Raw genomic sequence first — 26761 nt, 5'->3', positions numbered from 1 at the left:
TGGTCAGCCGGGCGACGACCGCAGCCGGCGGGTGCTGTCCGGCAGCCGCTCGGTGACGCCGCGGGCGTCCAGCCACTCCATCAGCGGGACGGCGACCCGCCGGCTGGTCCCCCACGCCGAGCGGGCCTGGCTCAGCGTGAACGGCGCGGGGACGGCGGCCAGCCGGGCCCGCGCCTGCTCGGCGACCCCGGGCGCGAGGTACACGCCGTCGGCGATCCGCACCAGCTGCCCGTCGCGCACGGCGGCGGCCAGCTCCCGCGGTCCGAGCCCGGCGGCGCGCAGCTCCTCGGCGTCCGGCGCGGCGAAGGGGTCGGCGGCCAGCCGGGCGCGGACGGCGTCGACGACCCGCTGCACCGGTCCGGGCAGGCCGGCGGTCGCCGCGACGACCCGGCCCTCCCGCAGGGCGAGCGGGGGGCGGACGGCGGCGGGCACCAGCTCGTCGTCGGGCAGCTCCAGCGCCCGGCGGGCGACGGCGACCGGCGGCCCGGGCTCCAGCGGGCGCAGCTGCCGGTAGCGGGCGACGATCCCGGGCAGCGCGGCGGCCAGCTCGTCCACGAGCCCGGGGGCGAGCAGCCAGGGGCCCACGGTCGCCGCGTCCGGTGGCACCGACCAGCCCATCGCGGCGAAGTCCTGGGCGCGGACGAACCGCCGCCGGGCGAGCTCGGCGGCCGCCCCCGCCGCGCCGTCCGGCCGGGCGGCCAGCTCCTCGGCGCGCCGGCGGGCCGCGCCGCGGCGGCGCAGCTCCGGCGGGTCGACGTCCCGGACGTCGGCGCCGTGCACCCGGCGGGCACCCGGATCCCGGAGCAGCAACCGGTCGCCGACCCGCAGCGGCAGCGGCGCGGCCAGCCGCAGCCGGACCGCCGACCCCTCCAGCGGGCGCAGCCGCGCGGCGACCGCCGCGGAGCCCACGTGCACGACGACCTCGGCGGGCAGCCGGTCGTCGACCTCGCGGGCCAGCGTGACGTCCAGCTCGCCGGTGTCGCGGAACGCGCCGGGGGTGAGCAGCGCGTCGCCGCGGGCGACCTCCTCGACGGAGGTGCCGCGCAGGTTCAGAGCCACCCGCGCGGTCGCCTCGGCCCGCTCGACCGGCCGGCCGAGGGAGTGCACGCCGCGCACGCCGACCTCCCGGCCGCCCAGGGTCAGCCGGTCCCCGGCGGCGACCCGGCCCGCGGCGAGGGTGCCGGTGACCACCGTGCCGGCGCCCTTCACCGGGAAGGCGCGGTCCACCCACAGCCGCACCGGCGCGTCCCGGTCCGGCGCGGGCAGCCCGGCCAGCAGCGCCTCCAGGGAGGCGGCCAGCTCGGGCACGCCGCGCCCGGTGGGCGCGCTCACGGCCACCCCAGGCACCGCACCCATCGACGTGCCCGCCAGCCGCTCCCGGACGTCGGCGAGCACCGGCCCCGGGTCGGCGAGGTCGGCCTTGGTGACCGCGAGCAGCGCGTGCCGCACGCCGAGGGCGTCCAGGACGGCGACGTGCTCGGCCGTCTGCGCCGACCAGCCGTCGTCGGCCGCGACCACCACCAGGGCGGCCGGCACCGAGCCCACGCCGGCGAGCATGTTGCCGACGAAGCGCTCGTGCCCGGGCACGTCGACGACGGCGAGCCGGCGGCCCGAGGGCAGCGTCGTCCAGGCGAAGCCGAGGTCGATGGTCAGCCCGCGGCGGCGCTCCTCCTCCCACCGGTCGGGCTCCATGCCGGTGAGCGCGCGGACCAGCGTGGACTTGCCGTGGTCGACGTGCCCGGCGGTGGCGATGACCTGCATCCCCGTCACGTCCACCGGCGGGCCACCTCCAGCACCGCGGCCGCGAGCGCGTCGTCGTCCGCCGGCGCCAGGCTGCGCAGGTCGAGCAGGGTGCGGCCGTCCGCGACGTACCCGACCACCGGCGGGGTGCCCGCGCGCAGCGGGGCGGCGAACTCCGCGGGCAGGGAGACGGCGGCGCTGGGCAGCGGGTGCTCCGGCGCCCCTCCCCCGCCGACGCGGGCCTGCGCGTCGACCGCGACCGCGTCCAGGCCGGCCGCGGCCAGCCGGGCGGCGAGCGCGGCGGCCCGGGTGCGCAGCCCGGCGGGGTCGGCGGCGAGCATCCGCTGCACCGGCGGCCGCGGGCCGCGCAGCGTGGCCTCCAGCGCGGCGAGGGTCGTCTTGTCGACCCGGAACGCCCGGTGGAGCGGGTGCCGACGCAGCCGCTGCACCAGGTCGGCGCGGCCGAGCACCAGCCCGGCCTGCGGCCCGCCGAGCAGCTTGTCGCCGCTGGACAGCACCAGGTCCGCGCCGTCGGCCAGCGCGGTCTGCAGGTCCGGCTCCCCGGGCAGCACCGGGTGCGGGCGCAGCAGGCCGGACCCGACGTCGGCGACCAGGGGGACTCCGGTGCCGGCCAGGCCGGCGGCCAGCTCGGCCACCTCGACCGCCCGGGTGAAGCCGCGGACGACGAAGTTCGACGGGTGCACCTTGAGCACCGCGCCGGTGCCCGGGCCGAGGGCGCGGGTGTAGTCCCCGAGCGCCACCCGGTTGGTGGTGCCGACCTCGCGCAGCCGGGCCCCGGTGGCCTCCAGCAGCTCGGGGATGCGGAAGCCGTCGCCGATCTCGACCAGCTCGCCCCGGGCGATGACCAGCTCCCCGCCCAGGGCGGTGGCCACCAGGGCCAGGGCCGCGGCGCAGTTGTTGACCACCAGCGCGGCCTCCGCGGCCGGGACGGCCTCGCGCAGCGCGGCCAGCGCCGCCTCCCCGCGCGGGCCGCGGCGGCCGGTGGCCAGGTCCAGCTCCACGTCGGTGGTGCCGCTGGCGGCGACGACCGCCTGGACCGCGGCCTCCGACAGCGGTGCCCGGCCGAGGTTGGTGTGCACCAGCACGCCGGTCGCGTTGAGCACCGGCCGCAGGCTGCTCGGCGTCGCCGGCAGGCCGGCCAGCACGGCGCCCACGGCGTCGTCCGGGGCGACGGCGCCGTCCCGGACGCGCTGCTGGACCTCCTGGACGGCGGCCTTGACCAGGTCGCGGCCCAGCCGGCCGGCGGCGGCGGCCAGCTGGGGGTCGGCCAGCAGCGTGTCGGTGCGCGGCACCCGCCGGCGGGGGTCGGTGCTCATCGCCGCCGAGGGTAGGTGGGTCCGTCGCGGAGCCGGGCGGGCCGGCTCCGCGACGGACGTCGCCGTCCCGGACGACGACGAGCTGGCGGAGGCGGACGGGAATCGAACCCGCCTGACCGAGGTGCTCGGCCACGTCGGCTTTAGAGGCCGCGGGGGCCACCAGGCGCCCTGACGCCTCCACCGCCGAGCCTACGGTGGAGCCGTGACCACCGCGCCCGCACGCACCCGGCTCACCCAGTACGCCCACGGGGGCGGCTGCGCCTGCAAGATCCCGCCCGGGGAGCTGGAGGCGGTGGTGGCCGGCCTGACCGCGACCGGCCCCACCGACCCGGCCGCCGAGCTGGTCGTCGGCCTGGACGACGGCGACGACGCGGCCGTCGTCCGGATCGCCGGGGGGCAGGGCATCGTGCTCACCACCGACTTCTTCACCCCCGTCGTCGACGACGCCCACACCTTCGGCCGGATCGCGGCGGCCAACGCGCTGTCCGACGTCTACGCCATGGGCGGCACCCCGGTGGTCGCGGTCAACCTGCTCGGCTGGCCGCGCGACGTGCTGCCCGCCGAGCTCGCCGCCGAGGTGCTGCGCGGCGGGCTGGCGGCCGCCCAGGAGGCCGGCTGCCACGTCGGCGGCGGGCACTCCATCGACGACCCCGAGCCCAAGTACGGCATGGCGGTCACCGGCGTCGTCGACGTCGACCGCGTGATCACCAACTCCGCCGCCGTCGCCGGGACGGCCCTGTCGCTGACCAAGCCGCTGGGCATCGGCGTGCTCAACAACCGGATGAAGGCCACCGGCGAGGTGTCGGAGGAGGCGGTGGCCGCCATGACGGCGCTGAACCGGGAGGCCGGCCGCGCCGCGGTGGCCGCCGGGATCCGCGCGGGCACCGACGTGACCGGGTTCGGCCTGCTCGGCCACCTGTACAAGATGGCCCGGGCCAGCGGGGTGACCGCGGTGGTCGACGCCGCCGCCGTCCCCTACCTGGCCGGGGCGCGGGCGGCGCTGGCCGAGGGCTTCGTCTCCGGCGGCACCCGGCGCAACCTGGACTGGGTGCGGCCGCACGCCGACCTGTCCGCCGTCGGCGAGGACGAGGCGCTGCTGCTGGCCGACGCGCAGACCTCCGGGGGGCTGCTGCTCGGCGGCGAGGTCCCCGGTGCCCCGGTGATCGGCGAGTTCGTCCCGCGCGGGGAGCACGTGGTCGTCGTCCGCTGAGTCGATCCGCCCACACCGGGGGGATCGGCGGCAGGGTGTCCTCCGGAGCTCCCGCGGCGCGTCGTCAGGGCAGGACGCACCGACCGGGGCGTCCCCCGACCGAGGAGGACGACGATGCAGTACCTGATGGTCCTGGCGCACGACCCCGCCGCCTGGGACGACCCGCAGGCCGCGCAGCCCGCCGACTGGGCCGCCTACACCCTCGCGCTGCACGAGGCCGCCATCCTGGTCGGCGGCGCCGGCCTGCAGGACAGCGGGACGGCGACCACCGTGCGGGTGCGCGACGGGCAGCGGCTGCTCACCGACGGCCCGTTCGCCGACGGGGACGCCGAGACGACCGGGCTGCTCGCGCTGATGCTGCTGCAGCACTCGCGCGCGGCGGCCCGCGAGGACGGCGAGGGACGCCCCGTCCCGTTCGCCGAGCAGGACCGCAGCCGGTGGGACGCCGCCGCCGTCGCCGAGGCCCGGGCGCTGCTGGCCACCACCGGCCGGTCCCCGGTCGGCCCGTACCAGGTGCAGGCCGTCATCGCCGCCCTGCACGCGGCCGCGCCGGACGCCGCGGGGGTCGACTGGGCGCGCATCGCCGACCTCTACCGGCTGCTGGACCGGCTGGCGCCCTCCCCGGTCGTCACGGTCAACCGCGCGGTCGCCGTCGGGCGGGCCGAGGGCCCGGAGGCGGGGCTGGCGCTGCTGGCGCCGGTGCTCGCCGACGGCCGGCTGGCCGGGTACGTGCCGCTGCACGCCGCGCACGCCGACCTGCTGGAGCGGGCCGGGGACGCCGCCGGCGCGGCCGCGGCCTGGCGGCGGGCCGCCGAGCTCAGCGGCAACCCGGCCGAGCGGGCCGTCCTCGACCGGCGGGCGGCCGCCGGCCCCGCCGCCGCTGTCGCCGTGCGACCCCCCAGGCCGCGGTGACATGCTCGCGACCATGCTCGCCGCCTTCGTCTCGACGCCCGCCCCCGAGGACCCGCTCTCCGTCCTGGAGGTCGGCGACCGGCCCGAGCCGGAGGTGCCCGACGGCTGGACGACGGTGCAGGTGCGGGCCGCCTCGCTCAACCACCACGACCTGTTCAGCCTGCGCGGGGTGGGCCTGCCGGCCGAGCGGATGCCGATGGTGCTGGGCACCGACGCGGCCGGGCTGGACGAGGACGGCAACGAGGTGATCGTGCACGGCGTCGTGGCCAGCCCCGGCTGGCGCGGCGACGAGACGCTGGACCCCAAGCGGACGCTGTTCTCCGAGCTGCACCAGGGCACGATGGCCGAGCGGGTCACCGTCCCGCGGGGCAACCTGGTGCCCAAGCCGGCCGAGCTGTCCTTCGCCGAGGCCGCCTGCCTGCCCACCGCGTGGCTCACCGCCTACCGGATGCTGTTCGTGAAGTCCGGCCTGCGGCCGGGCGCGACGGTGCTCGTGCAGGGCGCCAGCGGTGGCGTGGCCACCGCGCTGGTCGTGCTGGGGCGGGCGGCCGGCTTCCGGATGTGGGTGACCGGGCGCAGTCAGGAGAAGCGGCAGGCCGCGCTGGCCCTCGGCGCGGACCAGGCGTTCGAGACCGGCGCGCGGGTGCCCGAGCGGGTGGACGGCGTCATGGAGACCGTCGGCGAGGCGACCTGGAGCCACAGCGTGAAGTCGCTGCGGCCCGGCGGCGTCATCGTCACCTCGGGCGCGACCACCGGCTTCAACCCCGGCGCCGAGCTCAACCGGGTCTTCTTCACCCAGCTGTCGGTGATCGGGTCGACGATGGGCACCCGCGAGGAGCTCGAGTCGCTGGTGCGGATGTGCGCGGTGACCGGCGTCCGCCCGGTCATCGACGTCGAGCTGCCACTGGCGCAGGCCCGCGAGGGCTTCGCGCGGATGCACGAGGGACGTACCGCGGGGAAGATCGTCTTCACGCTCTGACCCGTCGGTCACCGGGTGCTGCCATCCTCGCCCGGTGACGGTCCTGGCCCTGGACGGCGTCCACCCGCGGCTGGTGCTCGGCCCCCTGGCCGCGCTGCCGGGCGACCCGACGGTGCGCCTGGGGACCGGCGCCGTCACCCGCGCGACGCCGACCCGCAGGGGCCCGGCGTGCCGCGCGTGGCCTGGGACGCCGGCTGCACGCAGGTGGACGTCACCGCCCCCGGTGACGGGGCGGGCTGGCTGCTCGAGCGGGCCCCCCGGCTGCTCGGCCTGGCCGACGACCCGGCCGGCTCCGCACCGGCGTCCGGCCCGTTGCGCGGCTTGTGGCGGCGGCACCGCGGCGCGCGGGTCGGGGCGACCGGCACGGTCTGGCACGACCTGGCGTGGACGGTCGTCCAGCAGCGGGTGACCCGGCAGGACGCCGCGGGGCGGCGGCCGCCGCGGCGCTCCCCGCGGGGCGGCCGGCACGACATCCGCCGCCGCTGACCGCGCGTCAAAGCAGGTTGACAGATGTCCCGCACGTCAACCACAGTTGACGGCATGGCAGACACGGCACAGGTGGCCTCCGCGGCCAGCAGCCGGGACCCGGCGGTCGGGCTGCGGGCGGTCCGGGCGCTGCGCGACCTGGTCGAGCGGCTGGAGGCCCTGCAGGTGGACAACGCCCGCGGCCAGGGCTGGACGTGGGAGCAGGTCGCCCAGCACCTGGGCGTCACCCGGCAGGCGGTGCACAAGAAGCACGCGGGCGGCCGGCGGCTGCTCCGACGGGAGGGATGACCGGTGTTCGACAGGTTCACGGCCGAGGCCCGGCAGGTCGTCGTCTCGGCGCAGGAGGAGGCCCGCACGCTGCGGCACGACTCCGTCGGCACCGAGCACCTGCTGCTGGCGCTGCTCGGCCAGGACACGCCGGCGGCCGTCGTCCTGGGCCGGTACGGGCTGACCCGCGACGGGGTGGCGGCCGCCGTCCGGCAGCGGGCGGGCGGGGGCGACCTGGACGCCGACGCGCTGCGCACGCTGGGCATCGACCTGGACGCCGTCCGGGACGTCGTGGAGGCGGCCTTCGGGCCGGGCGCGCTGGAGGCCCGGCGCGGCGGGCAGCGGGCGGGCCGCGCCCACCTGCGGTTCACCCCGGGGGCGAAGAAGGCCCTCGAGCTGTCGCTGCGCGAGGCGCTGGCGCTGCGGCACGACCGCATCACCGACACGCACGTCCTGCTCGGACTGCTCCGCGAGGACCGGGGCCCGGCGGCGGAGGTGCTGCGCGCCCGCGGCGTGGACCTCACCGCGCTGCGCCGCGACCTCGTCGCGGCGCTGGCCGCGTGACGGAGGACGTCCTGCGCGGTGGCCCCCCGCCGCGCGGGGCTACGGCGTGGTGCGGGCCGCGATCGCCTCGGCGACGGCCGGCTGGTCCTTGTGCGGCAGGGCGGACAGCGCCGGGAGCAGCTCGGGCAGCCGGTCGCGCTCGGTCAGCAGCGCCCGGAACGCCAGGCCGATGGTCACCCCGTGGTCCGGGCGGGAGACGACGGTGAGCGGGTCGCCGGCGCCGACGTCACCGGGGCGCAGCACGCGCAGGTAGGCCCCGGGCGCGCCGCGCCCGGTGAACCGCCGCACCAGCCGGGGCACCCCCCAGTACGCTTGGAACTTGGCGCACGGGGTGCGCGGGGCGGTCACCTCGACCAGCGCGGTGCCGACCTCCCAGCACTCCCCCAGCAGCGCGGCGGTCAGGTCGATGCCCGCCGTCCGGAGGTTCTCCCCGAACCGGCCGGCCGGCAGGTCGCGGCCCAGCTCCCGCTCCCACCAGGCGGCGTCCTCACCGGCGTAGGCGTAGACCGCCTGCCCCTCGCCGCCGTGGTGCTTGCGGTTGACCTGGGTGTCGCCGTCCAGGCCGAGCGGACCGACGGCGACCCGCCCGGGCACCGGCCGCTTGTCGATGGCGCTGCGCGTCGGGCCGCGGCCGGGGATCTCCAGCACCCCGGCGGCGGCCACGCAGACGGCCTCGACGCGGGCAGTCACTTGCCCTTGGTGGGCTCGGCGGTGGACAGCGCGGCCACGAACGCCTCCTGCGGGACCTCGACCCGGCCGACCATCTTCATCCGCTTCTTGCCCTCCTTCTGCTTCTCCAGCAGCTTGCGCTTGCGGGTGATGTCACCGCCGTAGCACTTGGCCAGCACGTCCTTGCGGATGGCGCGGACGGTCTCGCGGGCGATCACCCGGGAGCCGACGGCGGCCTGGATGGGCACCTCGAACTGCTGGCGCGGGATGAGCTCGCGCAGCTTGCCGGCCATCATCACGCCGTAGCCGTACGCCTTGTCCTTGTGCACGATCGCGCTGAACGCGTCGACGGCCTCGCCCTGCAGCAGGATGTCCACCTTGACCAGCGAGGACTCCTGCTCGCCGGCCTCGGAGTAGTCCAGGCTGGCGTAGCCGCGGGTGCGCGACTTCAGCGCGTCGAAGAAGTCGAAGATGATCTCGCCGAGGGGCAGCGTGTAGCGCAGCTCGACCCGGGACTCGCTCAGGTAGTCCATGCCGCCGAGCTGGCCGCGCCGGCTCTGGCACAGCTCCATGATCGCGCCGGTGTAGTCGGTCGGCGCGATGATCGTGGCGTTGACGATCGGCTCGTAGACCCGGTCGATCTTGCCGCTGGGCCAGTCGCTGGGGTTGGTCACGGTGATCTCCGTGCCGTCCTCCATGACCACCCGGTAGACGACGTTGGGCGCGGTGGAGATCAGGCTGATGCCCGCCTCGCGCTCCAGCCGCTCGCGGACGATCTCCAGGTGCAGCAGGCCGAGGAAGCCGACCCGGAAGCCGAAGCCGAGCGCGGCGGAGGTCTCCGGCTCGTAGGTCAGCGCGGCGTCGTTGAGCAGCAGCTTGTCCAGCGACTCGCGCAGCAGCGGGTACTCGCTGCCGTCGATCGGGTACAGGCCGGAGTAGACCATCGGCCTGGGGTCGCTGTACCCGCCGATCGGCTCGGCGGCCGGCCGGTGCTGCAGCGTCACGGTGTCGCCGACGCGGGACTGGCGGACGTCCTTCACCCCGGTGATGAAGTAGCCGACCTCGCCGACCCCGAGGCTGGCGACCGGCTTGGGCTCCGGGGAGATGACGCCGATCTCCAGCAGCTCGTGCGTGGCGCCGGTGGACATCATCTTGATCCGCTCGCGGGCGGAGATCCGGCCGTCGACCACGCGGACGTAGGTGATGACGCCGCGGTAGATGTCGTAGACCGAGTCGAAGATCATCGCCCGGGCGGGGGCCTCGGCCTCGCCCTCCGGCGCCGGGACCTGCGCGACGATCTGGTCGAGCAGCTCGGGCACGCCCTCGCCGGTCTTGCCGCTGACCCGCAGCACCTCGTCGGGGTCGCAGCCGATGATGTGCGCGATCTCCGCGGCGTACCGCTCCGGCTGGGCCGCCGGCAGGTCGATCTTGTTGAGCACCGGGATGATGGTGAGGTCGTTCTCCAGCGCCAGGTACAGGTTGGCCAGCGTCTGCGCCTCGATGCCCTGGGCGGCGTCGACCAGCAGCACCGCGCCCTCGCAGGCCGCCAGTGACCGGGACACCTCGTAGGTGAAGTCCACGTGGCCCGGGGTGTCGATCATGTGCAGCACGTGGTCGGTCTCCCCGACCGTCCACGGCAGGCGAACGTTCTGCGCCTTGATGGTGATGCCGCGCTCGCGCTCGATGTCCATCCGGTCGAGGTACTGGGCCCGCATCTGCCGTCCCTCGACGATCCCGGTCACCTCGAGCATCCGGTCGGCCAGCGTCGACTTGCCGTGGTCGATGTGGGCGATGATGCAGAAGTTCCGGATCCGGGCGGGATCGGTGGAGGCGGGAGTCGTCACAGTGCGCCCATCGTCCCACGGCCCGTCGCGTCGTCGCGCCACCGATGCCGGGCGGGCGCGTACCCGCCGGGTGGGTCGGCGCGGAGGGCGCTGGTAGCCTGGCAGGCCGGTCCGCTGACGCACGCCGTCCGGACGCACGTCAGACCCCACTCCCTGCGAGACACCCGAGGCTCACGCGTGGCGAACATCAAGTCCCAGATCAAGCGGAACAAGACCAACGAGAAGGCGCGCCAGCGCAACGTCGCGGTCAAGTCCGCGCTGAAGACGGCCGTCCGCCGCTTCCGCACCGCCGCCGACGCCGGTGACGCCGCCGCCGCCACGACCGCGCTGCAGACGGCCAGCAAGGCGCTGGACAAGGCCGCCAGCAAGGGCGTCATCCACAAGAACCAGGCCGCGAACCGCAAGTCCGGCATGGCCAGGCGGCTGACCGACCTCGCCAGCTGACCTGTCGGCCGCGCCCGCGCGGTCTCCGACGAGCCCCTCCCCCCGCGGGACGGGGCTCGTCGCGTCTCGCGGAGACCCTCAGCGGCGGCCGGTCTCCCGGCGGATGGCGACGATCCGGCGGATCGCCCGCTCCAGGGCGTAGTCGGCGCTGGCGGCGGCGCCCTTGACGTCGGCGTTGAGCTCCGCGGCCACGCCGATCGCCTGCTGCAGGCCCTCGATGCTCCAGCCCCGGGCCTGCGCCTGGGCCTTCCTCACCTTCCAGGGCGGCATCTTCAGCGTGCGGGCGAGGTCGCCGGGGTTGCTGCTGCGCACCGAGGACACCCGCGCCGCGGTGCGCACCCCGTCGGCGATGGCGTCGGCGATCAGCACGTGGGCGACGCCGCGCTGCAGCGCCCAGCGCAGCAGCTCCAGGGAACCCTGCCGGTCGCCGACCAGCACCCGCTCGGCGACGCTGAAGCCGGTGACCTCGGCCTGGCCGCGGTGGAACCGGGCGACCGCGTCGGCGTCGACGGTGCCGCCGAAGTCCGAGACCAGCTGGGTGGCGGCCGAGGACAGCTGCCGCAGGTCCGCGCCGACCGCCTCGACGAGCGCGGCGGCGGCGTCGGCGGTGACCCGGCCGCCGGCCGAGCGGACCTCGTTGCGCACGAAGGCGATCCGGTCGCTCACGGAGGTGACCTTCGGGCAGTCGTCGACCGCCGCTCCCGCGGCGGTGAACGCCTTGACCAGGGCCTCGTTGCGCTTGCCGCCGTGGTGGACGACGACGAGCGTGAGGTCCGGGTCGGGGTCCCGGGCGTAGCCGGTGAGCGCGTCGACGAGCGCGCCGGCGGCCTCGTGCACCCCGGTCACCACCACCACCCGGTGCGCGCCGAACAGCGAGGGGGCCAGCACGTCGGCGAGCTCGCCGACCGGGAGCCCCTGCGCGGCCAGCTCGTGCAGCTCGGCGTCGGGGTGGCGCTCGAGCACCGCGGCCCGCACGGCCGAGACGGCGCGGGCGCGCAGCAGCTCCTCCTCCCCCACCACGGCGCGCAGGCGGGAGGTCGGCGCGGGGGGTGCTGCAGCCACCCGGGCATGGTGGCACGCGGGACCGACGTCCCCGACGGCCCGCGCAGGGGCACGGCCGGCTCGGCGGTCGCACCGGCGCCGCCGGCCGCGGACCCACCCTCGCCAGGGCCGCGGACGGCGACACCCCACGCGGCGGCGTCCCCGGCGACGGCCACGTCGCCGTCGGTGTCGGTTCGGTGCACCCGCACGCCGTCCTGGGCCAGCCAGGACAGCACCCGAGGCGCGGGGTGGCCGTAGGAGTTGCCCGCGCCGACCGACACCAGCGCGACCCGGGCACCCGTGGCGGCGAAGAAGCCGCGGTCGGCGTCGGCGCTGCCGTGGTGCGGCACCTTGAGCACGTCGGCCCGCAGGTCCACCCCGCGGGCCACGATCCGTGCCTCCGCCGCGCCGCTGAGGTCGCCGGTGAGCAGCACGCGGACGCCGCGCTGGGTCACGCGGACCACCAGGGACAGGTCGTTGGCCGGCTGGGCCGCGGTGGCGGTCTCCGGAGGCGGGGCGAGCACCTCGACCGTCGCGCTGCCCACCGTCCGCCGGTCCCCCGGCACGAGGACGGCCCGCTGCGCCCCGGCCCGGCGCACCGCGTCGTCCAGCCGGGCCACCCGGTCCTCGGCCGGCGAGAGGGTGCCGGTCGCCACGACGCCGACCGCCCGGCCGGACAGCGCCCCGGCCAGGCCGCCGGCGTGGTCGGCGTCGAGGTGGGTGAGCAGCACCAGCGGCAGCGTGTCGATGCCGAGCCGGTCCAGGCAGCGGTCCACCGGGCCGACGTCCGGGCCGGCGTCCACGAGCAGCCCCTCCCCCGGCGCGGTCGGCAGCACCAGGGCGTCGCCCTGCCCGACGTCGCAGGCGACCACGACGGTGTCCTCCGGCGGCCAACCCCGCGCGGCCTGGCGCAGCGGCCAGCCCAGCACCACGGCGCCGACCAGTGCCGCGACGGCCGGCGCCCTGGCCCGGGGGAAGCGCCAGAGCAGCCAGCCGGCCGCCACCAGCAGCACCGTCAGGAGCACCGCCCCGCGGACGCCGGCCGGCCAGCCGGTGGCCGCGTCGGGCAGAGCCGCCGCGCCCTGCGCCACGGCGACCAGCCAGCGCACCGGCCAGCCTGCGGCCCAGACCAGCGCCTCGCCCAGCGGGGGCAGCACCGGCACGGCGAGCGCGGCCAGCAGACCGAGCACGGTCGCCGGTGCCACGGCCGGCGCGGCGAGCAGGTTCACCGGCAGCGACACCGGGCTCACCAGGCCGGAGAGCCCGGCCACCAGCGGGGCGGTGGCCAGGCCGGCCGCCGCGGCGACCGCGACCGCGTCGGCCGGCAGCTGGGGCCAGCCGCGGCCGCGCAGCCGGCGGGACCAGCCCGGCGCCAGGAGCACGATGGCCGCGGTGGCGGCGACGGACAGCGCGAAGCCGGCGTCCCGCGCCAGGCGGGGGTCGGCCAGCAGCAGCACGACCACGGCACCACCCAGGGCCGGCACCGCCGCGCGGGAGCGGCCGGTGGCCAGCGCCAGCAGCGTGACCGCCCCCATGGCCGCCGCCCGCACGACGCTGGCGCTGGGCCGGGCCAGCACCACGAAGCCGGCGAGGGCGGCCAGCGCGACCAGCGCCTGCACCCGCCGGTCCACGGCCCGGCGCCGCAGCGGCGCCAGCACCCCGGCCAGCACGATGGCCACGTTGGCGCCGGAGACGGCCGTCAGGTGGGCCAGACCGGCACGGCGGAAGTCCTCGACCAGCACCGGGTCCATGGCGGTGGTGTCCCCGACGGCCAGGCCCGGCAGCAGGCCACCGGCCTGCGGCCCGAGCACCCGGACGGCGGTGTCGCGCAGCCCCTCCCGCAGGCCCCCGGCGGCCCGCTGCACCCGGGACGGCTCCCCCAGCAGCACCGGGGGCGCCCGCGCCGACAGCCGGGCGACCAGGCCCTCGTCGGCGGACGCCGGGGAGACCGCAGCCCGGACGCGCACCACCTGGCCCGGCAGCAGCCCCCGCCACTCGTCGGCGGGGCCGAACAGCACGACGGCGTCGTCCAGCCGGGTGCGCGTCGCGCCGTCCTCCAGGACGGCGGCCGTGGCCTCCACCACCACCCGCGGCGGGCCCGCCCCGCGCACCGCGGCCGGGTCGCCGTCCAGCTCCAGGACCAGCTCGACCGTCCGGCGTCCCTCGGCGGCACCGGCCAGGGGGGAGGCCGCCCGCGCGGCCTCCCGCACCGCCGCGGAGGCCGCGGTGACCGCCAGCGCCGCCAGGACGACCAGCAGCACGACCGACCCGGCCGACCGGCGCCGCCGGGCGACGAGCAGCGCGGTGCCCACCGCGGCCGGCACGGCGGCGGCGAGCACCGGGACTCCCACCAGCGGGGCCAGCAGGGTGCCGGCCCACACCGTGGCGGCGGCCGGGACGAGCCGCAGGTCCAACCAGCTCCACCGCGCCGGGGCACCGCTCACACGGTCACCAGCTCGGCCAGCTCGGCGTAGGTGGTCGGGCCGATCCCGGGCACGTCGTCCAGCTGCTCGACGCTCCGGAACGGCCCGCTGCGATCGCGGTGCTCGACGATCCGCTGCGCGAGCACCGGGCCGATGCCGGGCAGCGCGTCGAGGTCGGCCGCCGCGGCCGCGTTGAGGTCCAGCAGGCCCGGCCCCCCGGGTGCCCCGCCGGCGGCCGGGCCGGCTGCCGCCGCGCCGGGCAGGCCGACCGCGACCTGCTGGCCGTCGGAGACGACCGCCGCGAGGTTGACCGACGCCGGGTCCGCGTCGGGCAGCAGGCCACCGGCGGCGTCGACGGCATCGGCCACGCGGGCGCCCTCCGGGAGGGTGACCAGGCCCGGCCGGGCCACCTGCCCGACCACCGACACGACGACCGTGGTGGCGGTCCCGGCCGCGACGCCGACCTCCGGCGCCGGCGCCGGCGGCTCCTCGGCCGGGGACGTCAGGGGGACCGGGACGGGCTGGACCTGCGGGCGGCCCAGCCAGGTGCCCCCGGCGACCAGGAGCGCGGCGAGCACGCCGGCGACCCACAGCGACCACGCGGCGCGGCGCGTGGGGGCCACCCGGACGGCGGTGCCGGGGGCGCGGTGCCGGCCGAGGCCGGCGGGCAGGTCCCCGCCGTCGGCGTCCGGCAGGTCGACCGGGGCGTCCTCGTCGCCGCCGGGGACCCAGCCCGGGGGGTGGCTCTCGTGCAGCAGGGCCCGCAGCCGGTCCCGGATGAGGTCGGCGTCGTCGCTGCGGCGGGGAGGGAGGCGCACCGGCGGGACGCTAGGCAGCGGCGGCCCCCGGCCGGCGGCCTCGGGCGGTTCTGTGGACGGCGCCGCGGCCTGTGGACGGCGGGCGACCGGACGTCGGTCCGGCGGGGCACCCTGCGCCGGTGCCTCCCTCCTGCCGGCTACTGCTCCGGCGCCTCCTCCGGCTGCGCGCCGTCCGGCGGCCCGGCCGGCGCCACGACCAGGCCCACGGCGCCGGGGCCGACGTGCGCGCCGATGGCCGCACCGAGCTCGCTGACGTGCAGCTCGCGCAGCCCGGGCAGCGCCTGCTCGAGCTGAGCGGCCAGCCGCTGGGCGCGCTCGGGCGCGGCCAGGTGGTGCACGGCCACCCGCACCGGCCCGCCGGCGGCGGCCTCGACCCCGCGCTGCACCAGCCGGACGAGGGCCCGGCCGGTGGTGCGGACCTTCTCCAGCGGCACCACCCGGCCGTCGGCGACGTGCAGCAGCGGCTTGACCGACAGGGCGGTGCCGATCATCGAGGCGGCGTGCCCGATCCGTCCGCCGCGGCGCAGGTGCTCGAGGGTGTCGACGACGAACAGCGTGCGGGTCGCGGCGGCGGTGTCCCGGGCGGCCGTGGCCACGGCGGCCGCGTCCTGACCCCGCGCGGCCGCCCGCGCGGCGGCGAGCACGGCGAACCCGTTGCCCATCGCCGCCGAGCGGGAGTCGACCACCGTCACGACGTGCTCGCCGACCTGGGCGGCGGCCAGCCGGGCGGCGTCCACGGTGCCGGAGAGCTCCGCGGACAGGTGCACCGACACGATCCGGTCGGCCCCGGCGGCCAGCCGCCGGCGGTAGGCGGCGACGAAGTCACCCGGGGTCGGCCGGGACGTGGACACCCGCTGCCCGCGGGCCCCGAGCGCGCGGGCGACGTCGGCCGGTCCGATGTCATCGCCCTCGCGGCCGGAGCGCCCGGCCAGCACCACGTACAGCGGGACGACCTCGACCGCGTACTGCTCGACCAGCCGGGCGGGGAGGTAGGCCGACGAGTCGGTGACCACCGCCACGGGCTGCGGCCGGGGCGGGTCCACGACCGGGGTCACAGAGCGTCGGCGTCCTGCGCCGGCGCGCCCTCCTCGGGGCTGGCCCCGGCGTCCGGGCGGCGGGCGCCGGCCCGCGGCGCCGCACCCTCGGGGAGCTCCGGTGCCGCGGTGTTGTGCCGCAGCAGCCGCCACCGCCCGCTCTGCTCGGCGAGCTCGCTCCAGGCGCAGTTGGCCAGCGGGCCGAACACCCGGCGGTGCTCGGGCCCCAGCCCCAACATCGCCTCGATCACCCGGGCGGACGTGCCGCCGTGGGTGACGACCACCGCGGCCGGCGCCTCGGGGAGGTCGCGCAGCGCGGCCAGGGCCCGCTCCGGCACGTCGGCGGAGTCCTCGCCGCCCCGCCCGGTGACCGGCCGCCCGGCCATCCAGTCGGCGTACTGCCCGGGGTGGCGCTCGGCGACCTCCTCGCGGGTGAGCCCCTCCCAGGAGCCCATGGCCACCTCGCGCAGCCGGGCGTCCAGCCGCAGCGGGACGCCGAGGACGTCGGTGAGCGCGGCCGCGGTCTCCGCCGCGCGCACCAGGTCGCTGGAGACCACGAGCGTGCCCGGCGGGAGCGGCCGGGCCAGGTGCGGGGCGGCCTGCACCGCCTGCCGGCGGCCGACCTCGTCCAGCGGCGGGTCCAGCTGGCCCTGGAAGCGGCCCGCGGCGTTCCAGGCGGTGCGCCCGTGCCGCCAGAGGACCACCCGGGGCACCGGCAGCGCCGGGGTGCTCACGGGCCGGTCGCCCCCGGCTCGTCCCCGTCGGCCGGCTCCGCGCGCAGCGGCGTGGGGTCGGCGCTCGCCGGGTCGACGTCGTCGGCCGATGGCGTCGCGGTGCCGGGGGCCGCCCCGCCGGGCGGGGTGCCCGGGGCGGCGCGGTCGACGAAGGGGATCGTCGGGCAGTCCTTCCACAGCCGCTCCAGGGCGTAGTAGGCGCGCTCCTCGGCGTGCTGCACGTGCACCACGACGTCGACGAAGTCCAGCAGCACCCAGCGCGCCTCGGCCACGCCCTCGCGGCGCACCGGCTTGACGCCGTGCTCCCGCAGGCGCTCCTCCACCTCGTCGACGATCGCCTGCACCTGGCGCTCGTTGGGCGCCGAGGCCAGCACGAAGGCGTCGGTGATGGCGAGGCGCTCGCTGACGTCGACGATGGCGACGTTGGTCGCCAGCTTGTCCGCTGCGGCCTGGGCGGCCAGCAGTGCGGTCTCCCGCGCCTCGGTCGAGGCGGTCATCGGGGTACCTCCTGGAGATCGGTGGTCGGTGGTTCGGGAGGCCGGTCGCCGGACGGCGCCGCGTCGCGGCCGGGCACGCCCTCGCGGGCGGTGGTCCGCGCGCCGACGGGCGTCCGGTAGAGCCCGCGCTTCTCGATGTACTGCACGACGCCGTCGGGCACCAGGTACCAGACCGGCATCCCCCGGCCGACCCGGGCGCGGCAGTCGCTGGAGCTGATCGCCAGCGCCGGCACCTCGACCAGGCTGACGGCGCCCTCCGGCAGGTGCGCGGCGCCCAGGTCGAACCCCGGGCGGGTGACGCCGACGAAGTGCGCCAGGGCGAAGCAGGCCGCGCTGTCCCGCCAGGTGAGGATCTGGGACAGCGCGTCGGCGCCGGTGATGAAGAACAGCTCGTCGTCGGGTCGCTGCCGCGCGAGGTCGGTGAGCGTGTCGATCGTGTAGGTCGGCCCGCCGCGGTCGACGTCCACCCGGCTGACGGAGAACCGCGGGTTGGAGGCGGTGGCGATGACGGTCATGAGGTAGCGGTCCTCGGCGGGGGCGACGTCGCGGTCGGTCTTCTGCCACGGCTGGCCGGTGGGCACGAACACCACCTCGTCCAGGCCGAACAGGCTGGCCGCCTCGCTGGCCGCCACCAGGTGCCCGTGGTGGACGGGGTCGAACGTCCCGCCCATCACCCCGACCCGCCGACCCGCCACCGGCCGAGGGTATCCGGGCGGCGCCGGGCCGCGTGGCGCCGCTGCGGGGACGGGGTCCTCCTTCAGAGCGTGGTCACGAAGTCGGCGAGCTGGGCGGCGTTGCGGCACTCGACCATGTCGACCACCTCGCCGTAGCGGTCGGCGGCGGAGTCCCCGCTGCCCCACGTCCGGCGCGGCTCGGGGTTGAGCCAGTGCGCGGAGCGGGCCCGCCGGACCAGGTCGGCCAGCACCGGCACCCCCGGCGGGCGGTAGTTGGTGCGCCCGTCCCCCAGCACCAGCAGCGACGTCTTCGGCCCGACCGCGGAGGGCCAGCGGTCGGCGAACACCTCCAGGGCGGTGCCGTAGTCGCTGTGCCCGTCGAAGCCCACGACGGCGGCCTCCCGGCCGATCCGGGCGACGGCGTCGGCGACGTCGACGCCGGAGCGGAAGAACCGGGTGACCTCGTCGGTGGAGTCGACGAAGGCGAACGCCCGCACGCCCGAGAAGTGCTCGCGCAGCGCCTGGGTGAGCATCAGCGTGAAGTGGCTGAACCCGGCGACCGAGCCGCTGACGTCGCACAGCACCACCAGCTCGGGCTTGTGCACCCGCCGCGGCCGGTGGTGGGTGACCACGGGGACCCCGCCGGTGCCCAGCGAGGCGCGCACGGTCCGGCGGAAGTCCAGCCGGCCCTGCCGGCCCATCCGGCGCCGGGCGGACAGCCGCACCGCCAGCCGCCGGGCCAGCGGGGCGACGGTGCGCCGCAGCTCGGCGAGGTCGGCGGCCTGGGCGCGCAGGAAGTCGACCTGGTCGGCCAGCGGGCGGACGGCGTTGGCCGCCACCTTGTCCCGGCCGCGCTCGGCCGCCGTCCGCCGCCGGACCTCCGCCTCCACCGCGGCCCGGAAGGCGGCCATCCGCTCCCGCACGGTCTGGCGGGCCACCTGCTCGGCCAGCCCGCCGCGGTCGGCGCCGTCCATCAGCCCGGCCAGCAGCCGGGCGACCAGGGTGTCCGGGGACAGCGCCCGCATCACCCGGTAGCTGAAGAAGGACTGGCCGGACGGGATCTGGGGCGCCGCGCGGCCCAGCCGGTCGACGGCGTCGCGGGCGAGGCGGCGCAGGGCCTCCTCGTCGCCGGACAGCAGCAGCCGAGCCAGCTCCTCGCGCATCAGCTCGGCGAGGTCCGCGCCGCCGGGCAGGTCGAGGGTGGACCCGGGCGGGGCGCTCTCCCCGTCGCCGGCCGGCCCGGCCTCCGGCTCGGGCCGGTCGCCCAGCGGCCACCACAGGTCGAACAGCACGTCGTAGGCCGCGCGCTGGGCGCCCCGCTGCAGGAGCACCGCGGCCAGGCCGTGCCGCAGCTGCTCGCGGTCGAGCAGGTCGACCACGGTGAGCACCTCCGCGGCGTCCACGGCCTGGCTGATGCCGACCGGGATGCCGGCGTCGCGCACCGCGCGGACGAACCCGTCGAGGTGGCCCGCCAGCCCGCCCGCCGCGCTCATCAGTTCAGCCGCAGCTCGGCCGCGGCCCGCTGCTGGTCGCTGGCGTGCTTGAGCACCACGCCCAGGGTGGACCGCACGGCGTCCTCGTCCAGGGTGTCCAGGCCGAGCTCCAGCAGGGTCTGCGCCCAGTCGAGGGTCTCGGAGATCGACGGCGACTTCTTCAGCTCCAGCGCGCGCAGCGCCCGGACGGTGCGCACCAGCTGCTCGGCCAGGCCCGGGGCGAGGTCGGGCACCCGGGACAGCACGATCTCCCGCTCGCGCTCGGCCGACGGGTAGTCCAGCGCCAGGTACAGGCAGCGCCGCTTGAGCGCCTCGGACAGCTCCCGGGTGGCGTTGGAGGTGAGCACCACCATCGGCCGGCGCACCGCGGTCACCGTGCCGAGCTCGGGGATGGTCACCTGGAAGTCGCTGAGCACCTCCAGCAGCAGCCCCTCCACCTCGACGTCGGCCTTGTCGGTCTCGTCGACGAGCAGCACGGTCGGGTCGCTGCGCCGGATGGCGGTGAGCAGCGGCCGGGCGAGCAGGAACTCCTCGCCGAAGACGTCGTCGGAGAGGGACTCCCAGTCCGCCCCCCGCCCGGCCTGGATGCGCAGCAGCTGCTTCTTGTAGTTCCACTCGTACAGCGCCCGCGCCTCGTCCAGGCCCTCGTAGCACTGCAGCCGGATCAGCTCCGACCCGGTGGCCGCGGCCAGCGCCTTGGCCAGCTCGGTCTTGCCGGTGCCGGCCGGCCCCTCGACCAGCAGCGGCTTGCCCAGCCGGTCGGCGAGGAAGACCGTCGTGGAGATCTGCGCGTCGGGCAGGTAGCCGGCGCTCGCCAGCCGCTTGCCGACGTCGGAGACCGAGGAGAACTGCGGGGACTGCGACGGCGGGCGGGGCATCGGGCTCCTGGCTGGGGCGGCGGGGTGGGTGGGAGCTCAGCGGGTGTGGCCGCGGCCGGTGACGACGTAGGTGGTGCTGGTCAGCTCCGGCAGGCCCAGCGGGCCGCGGGCGTGCAGCTTCTGCGTGGAGATGCCGATCTCGGCGCCGAAGCCGAACTCCCCGCCGTCGGTGAACCGGGTGGAGGCGTTGACCAGCACCGCGGCGGCGTCCACGCCGGCGGTGAAGTCGGCGACGGCGCGCGCGGAGTCGGCGACGATCGCCTCGGAGTGCCCGGTCCCCCACCGCTCGATGTGGTCCAGCGCCGCCGGGAGGTCGTCGACCACGCGCACCGCCAGGTCCATCGACAGGTACTCGGTCGCCCAGTCCTCGTCGGTCGCGGGGACGACGGCGTCGTGGGCGGCCTGCACGGCGGCGTCCCCGTGCAGCGTCACGCCGGCGTCCGCGAGCGCGGACAGCAGCCGCGGCAGGAACGGCACGTCCCGGTGCACCAGCAGGGTCTCCGCGGAGTTGCAGACGCTCACCCGGTGCGTCTTGGCGTTGAGCACGACGGCCTCGGCGGTCGCCGGGTCGGCCGAGGCGTCCACGTAGACGTGGCAGTTGCCCTCGCCGGTCTCGATCACCGGCACCCGCGCCTCGCGCACCACCCGCTGGATCAGCGACGCCCCGCCGCGCGGGATCACCACGTCGACCAGGCCGCGGGCGTTCAGCAGCTCGCCCACCGAGGCGCGGTCGGCGGGCAGCAGCTCGACCGAGCCCTCGGGCAGCCCGGCCTTCTGCGCGGCCTCGGTGAGGACGGCGACCAGCGCGGTGTTGGTGCGGTGCGCCGACGCCGAGCCGCGCAGCAGCGCCGCGTTGCCGCTCTTGAGGCACAGGCCGGCCGCGTCCACGGTCACGTTGGGCCGGGCCTCGTAGACGATGCCGACGACGCCGAGGGGCACCCGCACCTGGCGCAGCTGCAGGCCGTTGGCCAGCGTCGACCCGCGGACCACGTCGCCCACCGGGTCGGGCAGCGCGACCAGATGGCGCAGCGCGTCGGCGACGCCGGCGATGCGGCCGGCGTCCAGGCGCAGCCGGTCCAGGATGGCGGCCGAGGTGCCGTCGGCCGCGGCCGCCTCGACGTCGGCGGCGTTGGCGGCGAGCACCTCGTCGGCGCGCTCGACCAGCGCGTCGGCCATGGTGCGCAGCGCGGCGTCCTTGGTGTCGGTGGGCAGGGTGCGCAGCACCCGGGCGGCGGCGCGGGCGCGCAGCGCCGCGGCCCCGATCAGCGGCAGGCCGGAGACGTCGGACACGCCCGCGAGCCTACGCGGGAGCCCCGGCCCAGCGGCTCGACCGCGGGTCCACCCGGGGACCGTTCTCACGGGACGGTCCGCAGCGACCGGGCACCACCACGGCCTACGCCGTGGAGTCCGGGCTGGTCGTTGTGGGAGAATGATTCTCATGACTTCCCCCACGACACGTTGGCGGGTGCTCGCCGCCGGGTCCGCCGCCACCCTGCTGGTGGCCGGCTGCGGCCAGGGCGGCGGCAGCGGGACGGAGACGGCGGCCGGCGGCGACGGCCTGACCGTCCTCGCCGGCTTCTACCCGCTGGAGTGGGCGGCCGCCCGGGTCGCCGGCGACCTCGCCTCGGTCACGTCGCTCACCCCGCCCGGGGCGGAGGCCCACGACGCCGAGCTGACCCCGCAGGACGTCGCGGCGGTCGGCGAGGCCGACCTGGTGGTCCACCTCGAGGGCTTCCAGCCGGCCGTCGACGAGGCCGTGACGTCCGAGGCCGGCGACGCGGCCTGGGACGCGGGGCAGGCCGCCCGGCTGACGCTGACCGCGGCGGACGACGGCCACGGGCACGGCGCGGAGGAGGAGGCCCACGCGGACGAGGGTGCGCACGCCGAGGAGGCGCATGCCGAGGAGGAGGCGCACGCCGAGGACGAGGCCCACGCCGGCGAGGGCGTCGAGGCCGTCGACCCGCACTTCTGGCTCGACCCCACCCGGCTGGCCGACGTCGGTGACGCGCTCGCCGACCGGATGGCCGAGCTCGCCCCCGAGGAGGCCGACACCCTCCGCGCCAACGCCGAGGCGCTGCGCGCGGACCTCGAGCAGTTGGACACCGAGATGCAGGAGACGCTGGCCGGCTGCGCGGTGGACACCCTGGTCACCTCGCACGACGCCTTCGGCTACCTCGGTGACCGGTACGGTCTCGAGGTCGTCGGCATCGCCGGGCTGGAGCCCTCCGAGGAGCCCTCGGCCGCGGACCTGGCCGAGATCACCGAGCTGGTGGAGGAGCGCGGGGTGACCACCGTCTACACCGAGACCCTCGTCGACCCGGCCGTGGCCGAGACGGTCGCCACCGAGGCCGGCGTGCAGACCGCCGTCCTCGACCCGGTGGAGGGCCTCACCGACGAGTCGGCCGGCAGCGACTACCTCGAGGTGATGCAGGCCAACCTGGAGACGCTGCGCCAGGGCCAGTCCTGCGGATGACCCCCGGCGACGCGGACGGGCCGGCGATCCGGCTCGTCCGCGCCAGCATCGGCTACGGCGACGTGCCGGTCGTCCAGGGCGTCGACCTGCACGTCGCGCGCGGCGAGGCCGTCGCCGTGCTGGGCTCCAACGGGTCGGGCAAGACGACGCTGGTCCGCGGCGTCCTCGGCCTGGCCGCCGTGCTCGGCGGGCACGTCGAGGTGCTGGGCCGCCCGGTCGGCGACCGCCGAGTGCGCGGCCGGGTCGGATACGTGCCGCAGCGGCACACGGTCAGCGGGGCGGTCCCGGCGACGGTCCGCGAGGTGGTGTCGGTGGGCCGGCTGGCCCGCCTCGGCGTGCTGCGGCGGCCCGGGGCGGCCGACCGGGCGGCGGTCACCGAGGCGGTCGCCGCGGTCGGGCTCGCCGACCGGCTGACCGAGCCGGTCGCCGCGCTGTCCGGCGGGCAGCAGCGCCGCGTGCTGGTGGCGCGCGCGCTGGCCGCCGAGCCCGAGCTGCTCGTCATGGACGAGCCGACGGCGGGGGTCGACGCGGCCAGCCAGGACGCGCTGGCCGAGGTGCTCGCCGCTGTCGCGGCGACGGGGACCACACTGGTCGTCGTGACCCACGAGCTCGGCGCGCTGGCCGGCGTCCTCACCCGCGGGGTGGTCGCCGACCACGGCTGCATCGCCTACGACGGCCCGCTCGCGGGCGCGGGGGCGGTCGTCACCGGGCTCGGCGGCGGGCACCACCACGCCGACCGGCACGGCCCCACCGGCGGGCTCGCGCCCCCCGCGCCGGGCCTGCGCGGAGGAGGCCGCTGAGGTGGAGGTGCTCGAGTACGCCTTCATGCAGCGGGCCCTGCTGGCCTCGCTCATGGTCGGGGCGGTCGCGCCCGCCGTGGGCGTCTTCCTGGTGCAGCGGCGGCTGTCGCTGCTCGGTGACGGCCTGGGGCACGTCGCGCTGACCGGCGTGGCGGTCGGGGTGCTCACCTCCACCGCCCCGGTCGGGGCGGCGCTGGTCGCGGCCGTCCTCGGCGCCGTGCTCATCGAGCTGGTCCGCGCGCGCGGCCGCACCAGCGGCGACGTCGCCCTCGCCGTCCTGTTCTACGGCGGCATCGCCGGCGGGGTGGTGCTGCTCAGCCTCGCCCCGCGCGGGCAGGCGACCAACCTCGAGTCCTACCTGTTCGGCGCGATCACCACCACCAGCCCCGGGGACGTCGCCGCCTTCGCGGTGATCACCGTCGTCGTGCTGGGCCTGGTGGCGCTGCTCGGCCAGCGGCTGTACGCCGTCAGCGACGACGAGGAGTACGCCCGCGCGGTCGGGCTGCCCGTCCTCGCGCTCAACCTGGTGCTCGCCGGCCTGGTCGCGGCCACCGTCGTGCTGTCGATGCGCGTGGTGGGGCTGCTGCTGGTCAGCGCGCTGATGATCGTGCCGAGCGCGGTGGCCCAGCTGCTGGCGCGCAGCTTCCGCCAGGCGCTGCTGCTGGCCTGCTCGCTGGGGCTGGTGGTGAGCGTGAGCGGCACCACGGCCTCCTACTACACCGGCACCCCGTCGGGTGGGACGATCGTGCTGCTGGCCATCGCCCTGTTCCTCGTCGTCTCCGCCGCCGTGGCGGTGCGCGAGGCGACCGGGCACCGGCGGCACCGGCGCCGCGCGGCGATCCACGCGGCGCACCCGCACGACCACGGCACCGGCTGCGGCCACCGGGAGGTGCCGCACGGGGACCACGTGGACTACGACCACGACGGCCACCTGCACGCGGCGCACCCGACCGGGTCCGGCGTCCACTACGACGAGCACGGCGAGCACGGCACCGTGCGAGCGCAGAGGGGGAACCGCCCGTGACCGAGCAGGAGACCACGGCACCCCGCCGCGTCACCCGGCAGCGCAGCGCCCTGGTCGCGCTGCTCGCCGAGCTGGACGAGTTCCGCAGCGCCCAGGACCTGCACGCCCTGCTGCGCCAGCGCGGGGACGGCGTGGGCCTGGCCACGGTGTACCGCACGCTGCAGTCGCTGGTCGACGAGGGGCAGGTCGACGTGCTCCGCGGGGACGACGGCGAGGCCTCCTACCGGCACTGCTCCCCCGCGCACCACCACCACCTGACCTGCCGCTCCTGCCGGCGCACCGTCGAGGTCGCCGCCCCGCCGGTCGAGCGGTGGGCGGCGCGGGTGGCCGCCGAGCACGGCTTCGCCGACGTCGGGCACCAGCTCGAGGTGTTCGGCACGTGCTCGACCTGCGTCGCGACGAACTAGCGCACCCCCACCCGCCGGCGGGGCAGGCCGCCGTGCTCAGGACCCGCGCGGCTCCAGCCGCGGCGGGCGGCCGAGCCCGGCCACCGCGTCGGCCAGCGGCCCGGGCACCTCGAGGTGCGGGTCGCGGACCGGGCCGGGACCGCCGGCCCGGACCCAGTCGGCCAGGGCCGCGGCACGCTCGGCGTCCTGCACCCCGGTGAGCCACACGGCGTCCCTCGTGCGCAGCGTGGGGCCGTCCCGGTGGGCCACGGCGGCGACGGTGCCCAGCGCACACACGCCCGTGCAGTCGGCGGTCACCAGCACCGCCCCGGCGGTCTCCCGGACGGCCCGGCGCAGCCGCGGCACCAGGTCCTCGGTGCCGGCGAGGGTGCAGAGGGCCGCGCACCGGTGCCCGACGCAGACGGCCACGAGGGGGCCGCCGGGATCGGTGCGGTCGGGGACGGCCACCGGTCAGCCCCTCGACCGTCGGCCGTACCGCTGGTTGAACCGCTCGACGCGGCCCGCCGTGTCCAGCACCCGCTGGTTCCCGGTCCAGAAGGGGTGCGAGGCGGCGGAGATGTCGACCACGACCAGCGGCAGCGTCTCGCCGTCCAGCTCGATGGTCTGGCCGGTCGCCACGGTCGACCGGGTGCGGTAGAGCGCACCGCTGGCCGCGTCGCGGAAGACGACGGTGCGGTACTCGGGGTGGATGCCCTGGCGCATCAGGAGCGCTCCTCTCGGGGAGTGACGTGCGGGGTGGTCGGGTCGGCGGGGGTCGGGTCTACGGGCGTCGTGGCCTCGCAGGGGTCCTCGTGCCGGCTGCCGAACGGGTCGGGCAGGGTGGACCAGGCCGCGGGGCCGCCCGCCAGCTCGGCGTCGGTGAGCAGCGCGGCGGTCAGCGCCGTGGTGACCGCCCCGGCCGGCCGCCGGTGGGCCAGGACGACCAGCTCGCTGTGCCGGTCGCCGTGGACCGGGTCCCAGCGCAGCGTGGCGGCGACCCGCCGCTGGGGTCCCACGGCCGCCCACTCCCCGGCGTCGTCGGGCAGCGTGGCCAGCCACGGCCCGCTGTCGCCGATGCGCAGGCCGGAGCCGGCCGACTCCAGCCAGAGCACCCGGTCGTGCTGGGTGGCCAGCCACAGCCGCCCGCGGCTGCACACCACCCCGTCGAGGACGGTGTCCAGGGCGTCGTGCAGCCGTGCGGGGTGGAACGGGCGGTCGGCGACGACGTGCACCAGCTGCACGCCGCAGTCCTCGCCCAGCGGCGGCTGCCCGGTCAGGAGCGGGTCGTGTGGCGAGACACCGCGGCCGCGGCGGGCGTCCGGGCCGAGCTCCGCGAGGACGCGCTCCACCGGGACGCCCGGGTCGGCCCGCAGGGCGACCGGGACCAGGCGGTCGAGGACGGCGTCGAGCCGGGCGCGCTCCCACGCCCCGGCGGGCGGTCCCGCGAGCAGCACCGCGTCGGCGCAGGCCACCTGGCCGACGGCGACCTGGGCGAGGGTGCGCTCGTCGTCCGGCGTGGCGGCCAGGCCGCGGTCGGCGAGGTCGTCGTCCCCGCTCGCGTCGGCCAGCCAGCTCGCTGCCGCCACGACGGCCAGGACGGCCTCCACCTGCACCCAGTCCCCCGCCGTCTCGGGCTCCGCGGCGGGCTCCGGGTCGAGCACCACCTCGGCGATCGCCCAGCACAGGTGCTCGGGCTCCAGGGCGGGGTCCAGGTGCAGCACGATGCGCTGCACGTCGTCGCGGCGGGCCAGCGCGCGCAGCAGCGGCAGCAGGTCGCACCGCAGCGTGCAGGACAGGCACCCGTGCGCCAGCTCGACGGCCGTGGTCGCCTCGGTCACCCCGGTGGCGGTGCGTCCCCGCTCGGTGCGGACGACGACGCCCTGCCCCAGCGCGCTCACGTCGTGGTGCACGACCACGGTGCCGGTCCGGTCCAGGAGGGCCTCGGCCGCGTGGGCGGTGAGGTCGCGGTGCAGGCCGGTCACGAGGACCAGCGGGGTCCGGGGGTGGTCCATGGGCGACACCCTATCGCGCGAC

Annotated in this window: 27 protein-coding genes, 1 tRNA gene and 1 pseudogene; 11 read left to right on the top strand and 18 right to left on the bottom strand. The window is 77.5% G+C overall.

Annotated features, from left to right (window positions below; genetic code table 11):
- Positions 1-3: 3 nt before the first annotated feature.
- The 3 genes from selB to CHB98_RS21835 form a co-directional block, all read right to left on the bottom strand.
- Positions 4-1776 carry a selenocysteine-specific translation elongation factor gene (selB, locus tag CHB98_RS18660; protein ID WP_245821402.1) on the bottom strand — a complete coding sequence of 591 codons (1773 nt, stop codon included), beginning with the start codon at positions 1774-1776 and terminating at the stop codon, positions 4-6.
- Positions 1767-3077, bottom strand: coding sequence for an L-seryl-tRNA(Sec) selenium transferase (gene selA, locus CHB98_RS18655; RefSeq protein WP_089307103.1), 1311 nt, complete (start codon positions 3075-3077; stop codon positions 1767-1769). The genes selB and selA overlap by 10 nt, the downstream gene beginning before the upstream one ends.
- Before the next feature lie 83 nt (positions 3078-3160).
- Positions 3161-3256 (bottom strand) — tRNA-OTHER (locus tag CHB98_RS21835).
- A 23-nt stretch (positions 3257-3279) separates the two neighbouring features.
- On the opposite strand from CHB98_RS21835, the gene selD reads away from it, so the two are divergent.
- From selD to CHB98_RS22825, 6 genes are all read left to right on the top strand, one after another.
- Positions 3280-4287, top strand: coding sequence for a selenide, water dikinase SelD (gene selD, locus CHB98_RS18645; protein ID WP_089307101.1), 1008 nt, complete (start codon positions 3280-3282; stop codon positions 4285-4287).
- Positions 4288-4401: 114 nt separating this feature from the next.
- On the top strand, positions 4402-5199 hold the full coding sequence (locus tag CHB98_RS18640) for a DUF6596 domain-containing protein (protein ID WP_089307100.1): 798 nt from the start codon (positions 4402-4404) through the stop codon (positions 5197-5199).
- A gap of 1 nt (position 5200) precedes the next feature.
- Positions 5201-6178, top strand: coding sequence for a zinc-binding dehydrogenase (locus tag CHB98_RS18635; RefSeq protein ID WP_245821400.1), 978 nt, complete (start codon positions 5201-5203; stop codon positions 6176-6178).
- A 168-nt stretch (positions 6179-6346) separates the two neighbouring features.
- Entirely contained in the window at positions 6347-6664 is a 318-nt protein-coding gene (locus tag CHB98_RS18630; protein ID WP_089307099.1) for a hypothetical protein, read from the top strand.
- Positions 6665-6718: 54 nt separating this feature from the next.
- Positions 6719-6952 (top strand): RNA polymerase subunit sigma-70, encoded by a 234-nt coding sequence (locus CHB98_RS18625; RefSeq protein ID WP_089307098.1) that lies wholly within the window; start codon positions 6719-6721, stop codon positions 6950-6952.
- Positions 6953-6955: 3 nt separating this feature from the next.
- Complete coding sequence (locus CHB98_RS22825; RefSeq protein ID WP_089307097.1) at positions 6956-7495, top strand: Clp protease N-terminal domain-containing protein; 540 nt, start codon at positions 6956-6958, stop codon at positions 7493-7495.
- A gap of 39 nt (positions 7496-7534) precedes the next feature.
- On the opposite strand, the gene CHB98_RS18615 is transcribed toward CHB98_RS22825, so the two are convergent.
- Both CHB98_RS18615 and lepA read right to left on the bottom strand, forming a co-directional pair.
- Entirely contained in the window at positions 7535-8185 is a 651-nt protein-coding gene (locus tag CHB98_RS18615) for an MOSC domain-containing protein (RefSeq protein ID WP_089307096.1), read from the bottom strand.
- Complete coding sequence (lepA, locus tag CHB98_RS18610) at positions 8182-10008, bottom strand: translation elongation factor 4 (RefSeq protein WP_089307095.1); 1827 nt, start codon at positions 10006-10008, stop codon at positions 8182-8184. The genes CHB98_RS18615 and lepA overlap by 4 nt, the downstream gene beginning before the upstream one ends.
- Before the next feature lie 177 nt (positions 10009-10185).
- Here lepA and rpsT point away from each other — a divergent pair, with 177 nt between their 5' ends.
- Entirely contained in the window at positions 10186-10452 is a 267-nt protein-coding gene (gene rpsT, locus CHB98_RS18605) for a 30S ribosomal protein S20 (protein ID WP_089307094.1), read from the top strand.
- A 78-nt stretch (positions 10453-10530) separates the two neighbouring features.
- On the opposite strand, the gene holA is transcribed toward rpsT, so the two are convergent.
- The 10 genes and pseudogenes from holA to CHB98_RS18555 all read right to left on the bottom strand — a co-directional run bounded on the left by holA (position 10531) and on the right by CHB98_RS18555 (position 21334).
- Complete coding sequence (gene holA / locus CHB98_RS22555; RefSeq protein WP_342744046.1) at positions 10531-11427, bottom strand: DNA polymerase III subunit delta; 897 nt, start codon at positions 11425-11427, stop codon at positions 10531-10533.
- 446 nt (positions 11428-11873) lie between these two features.
- A pseudogene (locus CHB98_RS22935) lies at positions 11874-13244 on the bottom strand (ComEC/Rec2 family competence protein); the annotation flags it as partial.
- A gap of 689 nt (positions 13245-13933) precedes the next feature.
- Positions 13934-14734, bottom strand: a complete 801-nt coding sequence (locus CHB98_RS18590) for a ComEA family DNA-binding protein (protein WP_089307092.1) — start codon at positions 14732-14734, stop codon at positions 13934-13936.
- A gap of 137 nt (positions 14735-14871) precedes the next feature.
- Positions 14872-15789 carry a DegV family protein gene (locus tag CHB98_RS18585; RefSeq protein WP_245821398.1) on the bottom strand — a complete coding sequence of 306 codons (918 nt, stop codon included), beginning with the start codon at positions 15787-15789 and terminating at the stop codon, positions 14872-14874.
- A complete protein-coding gene (locus tag CHB98_RS18580; RefSeq protein ID WP_089307091.1) occupies positions 15786-16502 on the bottom strand; it encodes a histidine phosphatase family protein in 717 nt (238 codons plus the stop codon). Before CHB98_RS18580 ends, CHB98_RS18585 begins: the two co-directional genes overlap by 4 nt.
- The gene (gene rsfS / locus CHB98_RS18575) at positions 16499-16999 is read right to left on the bottom strand and encodes a ribosome silencing factor (RefSeq protein ID WP_089307090.1); all 501 of its coding nucleotides are present in this window, start codon (positions 16997-16999) and stop codon (positions 16499-16501) included. The genes CHB98_RS18580 and rsfS overlap by 4 nt, the downstream gene beginning before the upstream one ends.
- Complete coding sequence (nadD, locus tag CHB98_RS18570) at positions 16996-17694, bottom strand: nicotinate-nucleotide adenylyltransferase (protein ID WP_245821395.1); 699 nt, start codon at positions 17692-17694, stop codon at positions 16996-16998. The genes rsfS and nadD overlap by 4 nt, the downstream gene beginning before the upstream one ends.
- A gap of 62 nt (positions 17695-17756) precedes the next feature.
- Complete coding sequence (locus CHB98_RS18565) at positions 17757-19166, bottom strand: vWA domain-containing protein (RefSeq protein WP_089307088.1); 1410 nt, start codon at positions 19164-19166, stop codon at positions 17757-17759.
- On the bottom strand, positions 19166-20044 hold the full coding sequence (locus CHB98_RS18560; protein WP_089307087.1) for an AAA family ATPase: 879 nt from the start codon (positions 20042-20044) through the stop codon (positions 19166-19168). The genes CHB98_RS18565 and CHB98_RS18560 overlap by 1 nt, the downstream gene beginning before the upstream one ends.
- A 36-nt stretch (positions 20045-20080) precedes the next feature.
- On the bottom strand, positions 20081-21334 hold the full coding sequence (locus CHB98_RS18555; RefSeq protein WP_218822426.1) for a glutamate-5-semialdehyde dehydrogenase: 1254 nt from the start codon (positions 21332-21334) through the stop codon (positions 20081-20083).
- Between the two features lie 148 nt (positions 21335-21482).
- Here CHB98_RS18555 and CHB98_RS18550 point away from each other — a divergent pair, with 148 nt between their 5' ends.
- The 4 genes from CHB98_RS18550 to CHB98_RS18535 are packed head-to-tail and all read left to right on the top strand — an operon-like array spanning position 21483 to position 24748.
- A complete protein-coding gene (locus CHB98_RS18550; RefSeq protein ID WP_089307086.1) occupies positions 21483-22517 on the top strand; it encodes a metal ABC transporter substrate-binding protein in 1035 nt (344 codons plus the stop codon).
- Positions 22514-23317 carry a metal ABC transporter ATP-binding protein gene (locus tag CHB98_RS18545; protein WP_089307085.1) on the top strand — a complete coding sequence of 268 codons (804 nt, stop codon included), beginning with the start codon at positions 22514-22516 and terminating at the stop codon, positions 23315-23317. The genes CHB98_RS18550 and CHB98_RS18545 overlap by 4 nt, the downstream gene beginning before the upstream one ends.
- A gap of 1 nt (position 23318) precedes the next feature.
- The gene (locus CHB98_RS18540) at positions 23319-24341 is read left to right on the top strand and encodes a metal ABC transporter permease (RefSeq protein ID WP_089307084.1); all 1023 of its coding nucleotides are present in this window, start codon (positions 23319-23321) and stop codon (positions 24339-24341) included.
- Entirely contained in the window at positions 24338-24748 is a 411-nt protein-coding gene (locus tag CHB98_RS18535; RefSeq protein WP_089307083.1) for a Fur family transcriptional regulator, read from the top strand. The genes CHB98_RS18540 and CHB98_RS18535 overlap by 4 nt, the downstream gene beginning before the upstream one ends.
- A gap of 36 nt (positions 24749-24784) precedes the next feature.
- On the opposite strand, the gene CHB98_RS18530 is transcribed toward CHB98_RS18535, so the two are convergent.
- From CHB98_RS18530 to mrf, 3 genes are read right to left on the bottom strand one after another with little or no spacing between them, the layout of a single operon-like run.
- Complete coding sequence (locus tag CHB98_RS18530) at positions 24785-25195, bottom strand: hypothetical protein (RefSeq protein WP_089307082.1); 411 nt, start codon at positions 25193-25195, stop codon at positions 24785-24787.
- A gap of 3 nt (positions 25196-25198) precedes the next feature.
- Positions 25199-25450, bottom strand: a complete 252-nt coding sequence (locus CHB98_RS18525; protein ID WP_089307081.1) for a type B 50S ribosomal protein L31 — start codon at positions 25448-25450, stop codon at positions 25199-25201.
- Positions 25450-26739: a ribosome hibernation factor-recruiting GTPase MRF gene (gene mrf / locus CHB98_RS18520; protein ID WP_089307080.1), complete on the bottom strand. Its 1290-nt coding sequence runs from the start codon at positions 26737-26739 to the stop codon at positions 25450-25452. Before mrf ends, CHB98_RS18525 begins: the two co-directional genes overlap by 1 nt.
- Between the last annotated feature and the right edge of the window lie 22 nt (positions 26740-26761).

Source organism: Geodermatophilus pulveris, assembly GCF_900188375.1.
GTDB classification, from domain to species: Bacteria; Actinomycetota; Actinomycetes; order Mycobacteriales; family Geodermatophilaceae; genus Geodermatophilus; species Geodermatophilus pulveris.
Note: the sequence above shows the minus strand (reverse complement) of the source record. Positions and strands in the feature narration are given on the sequence as shown.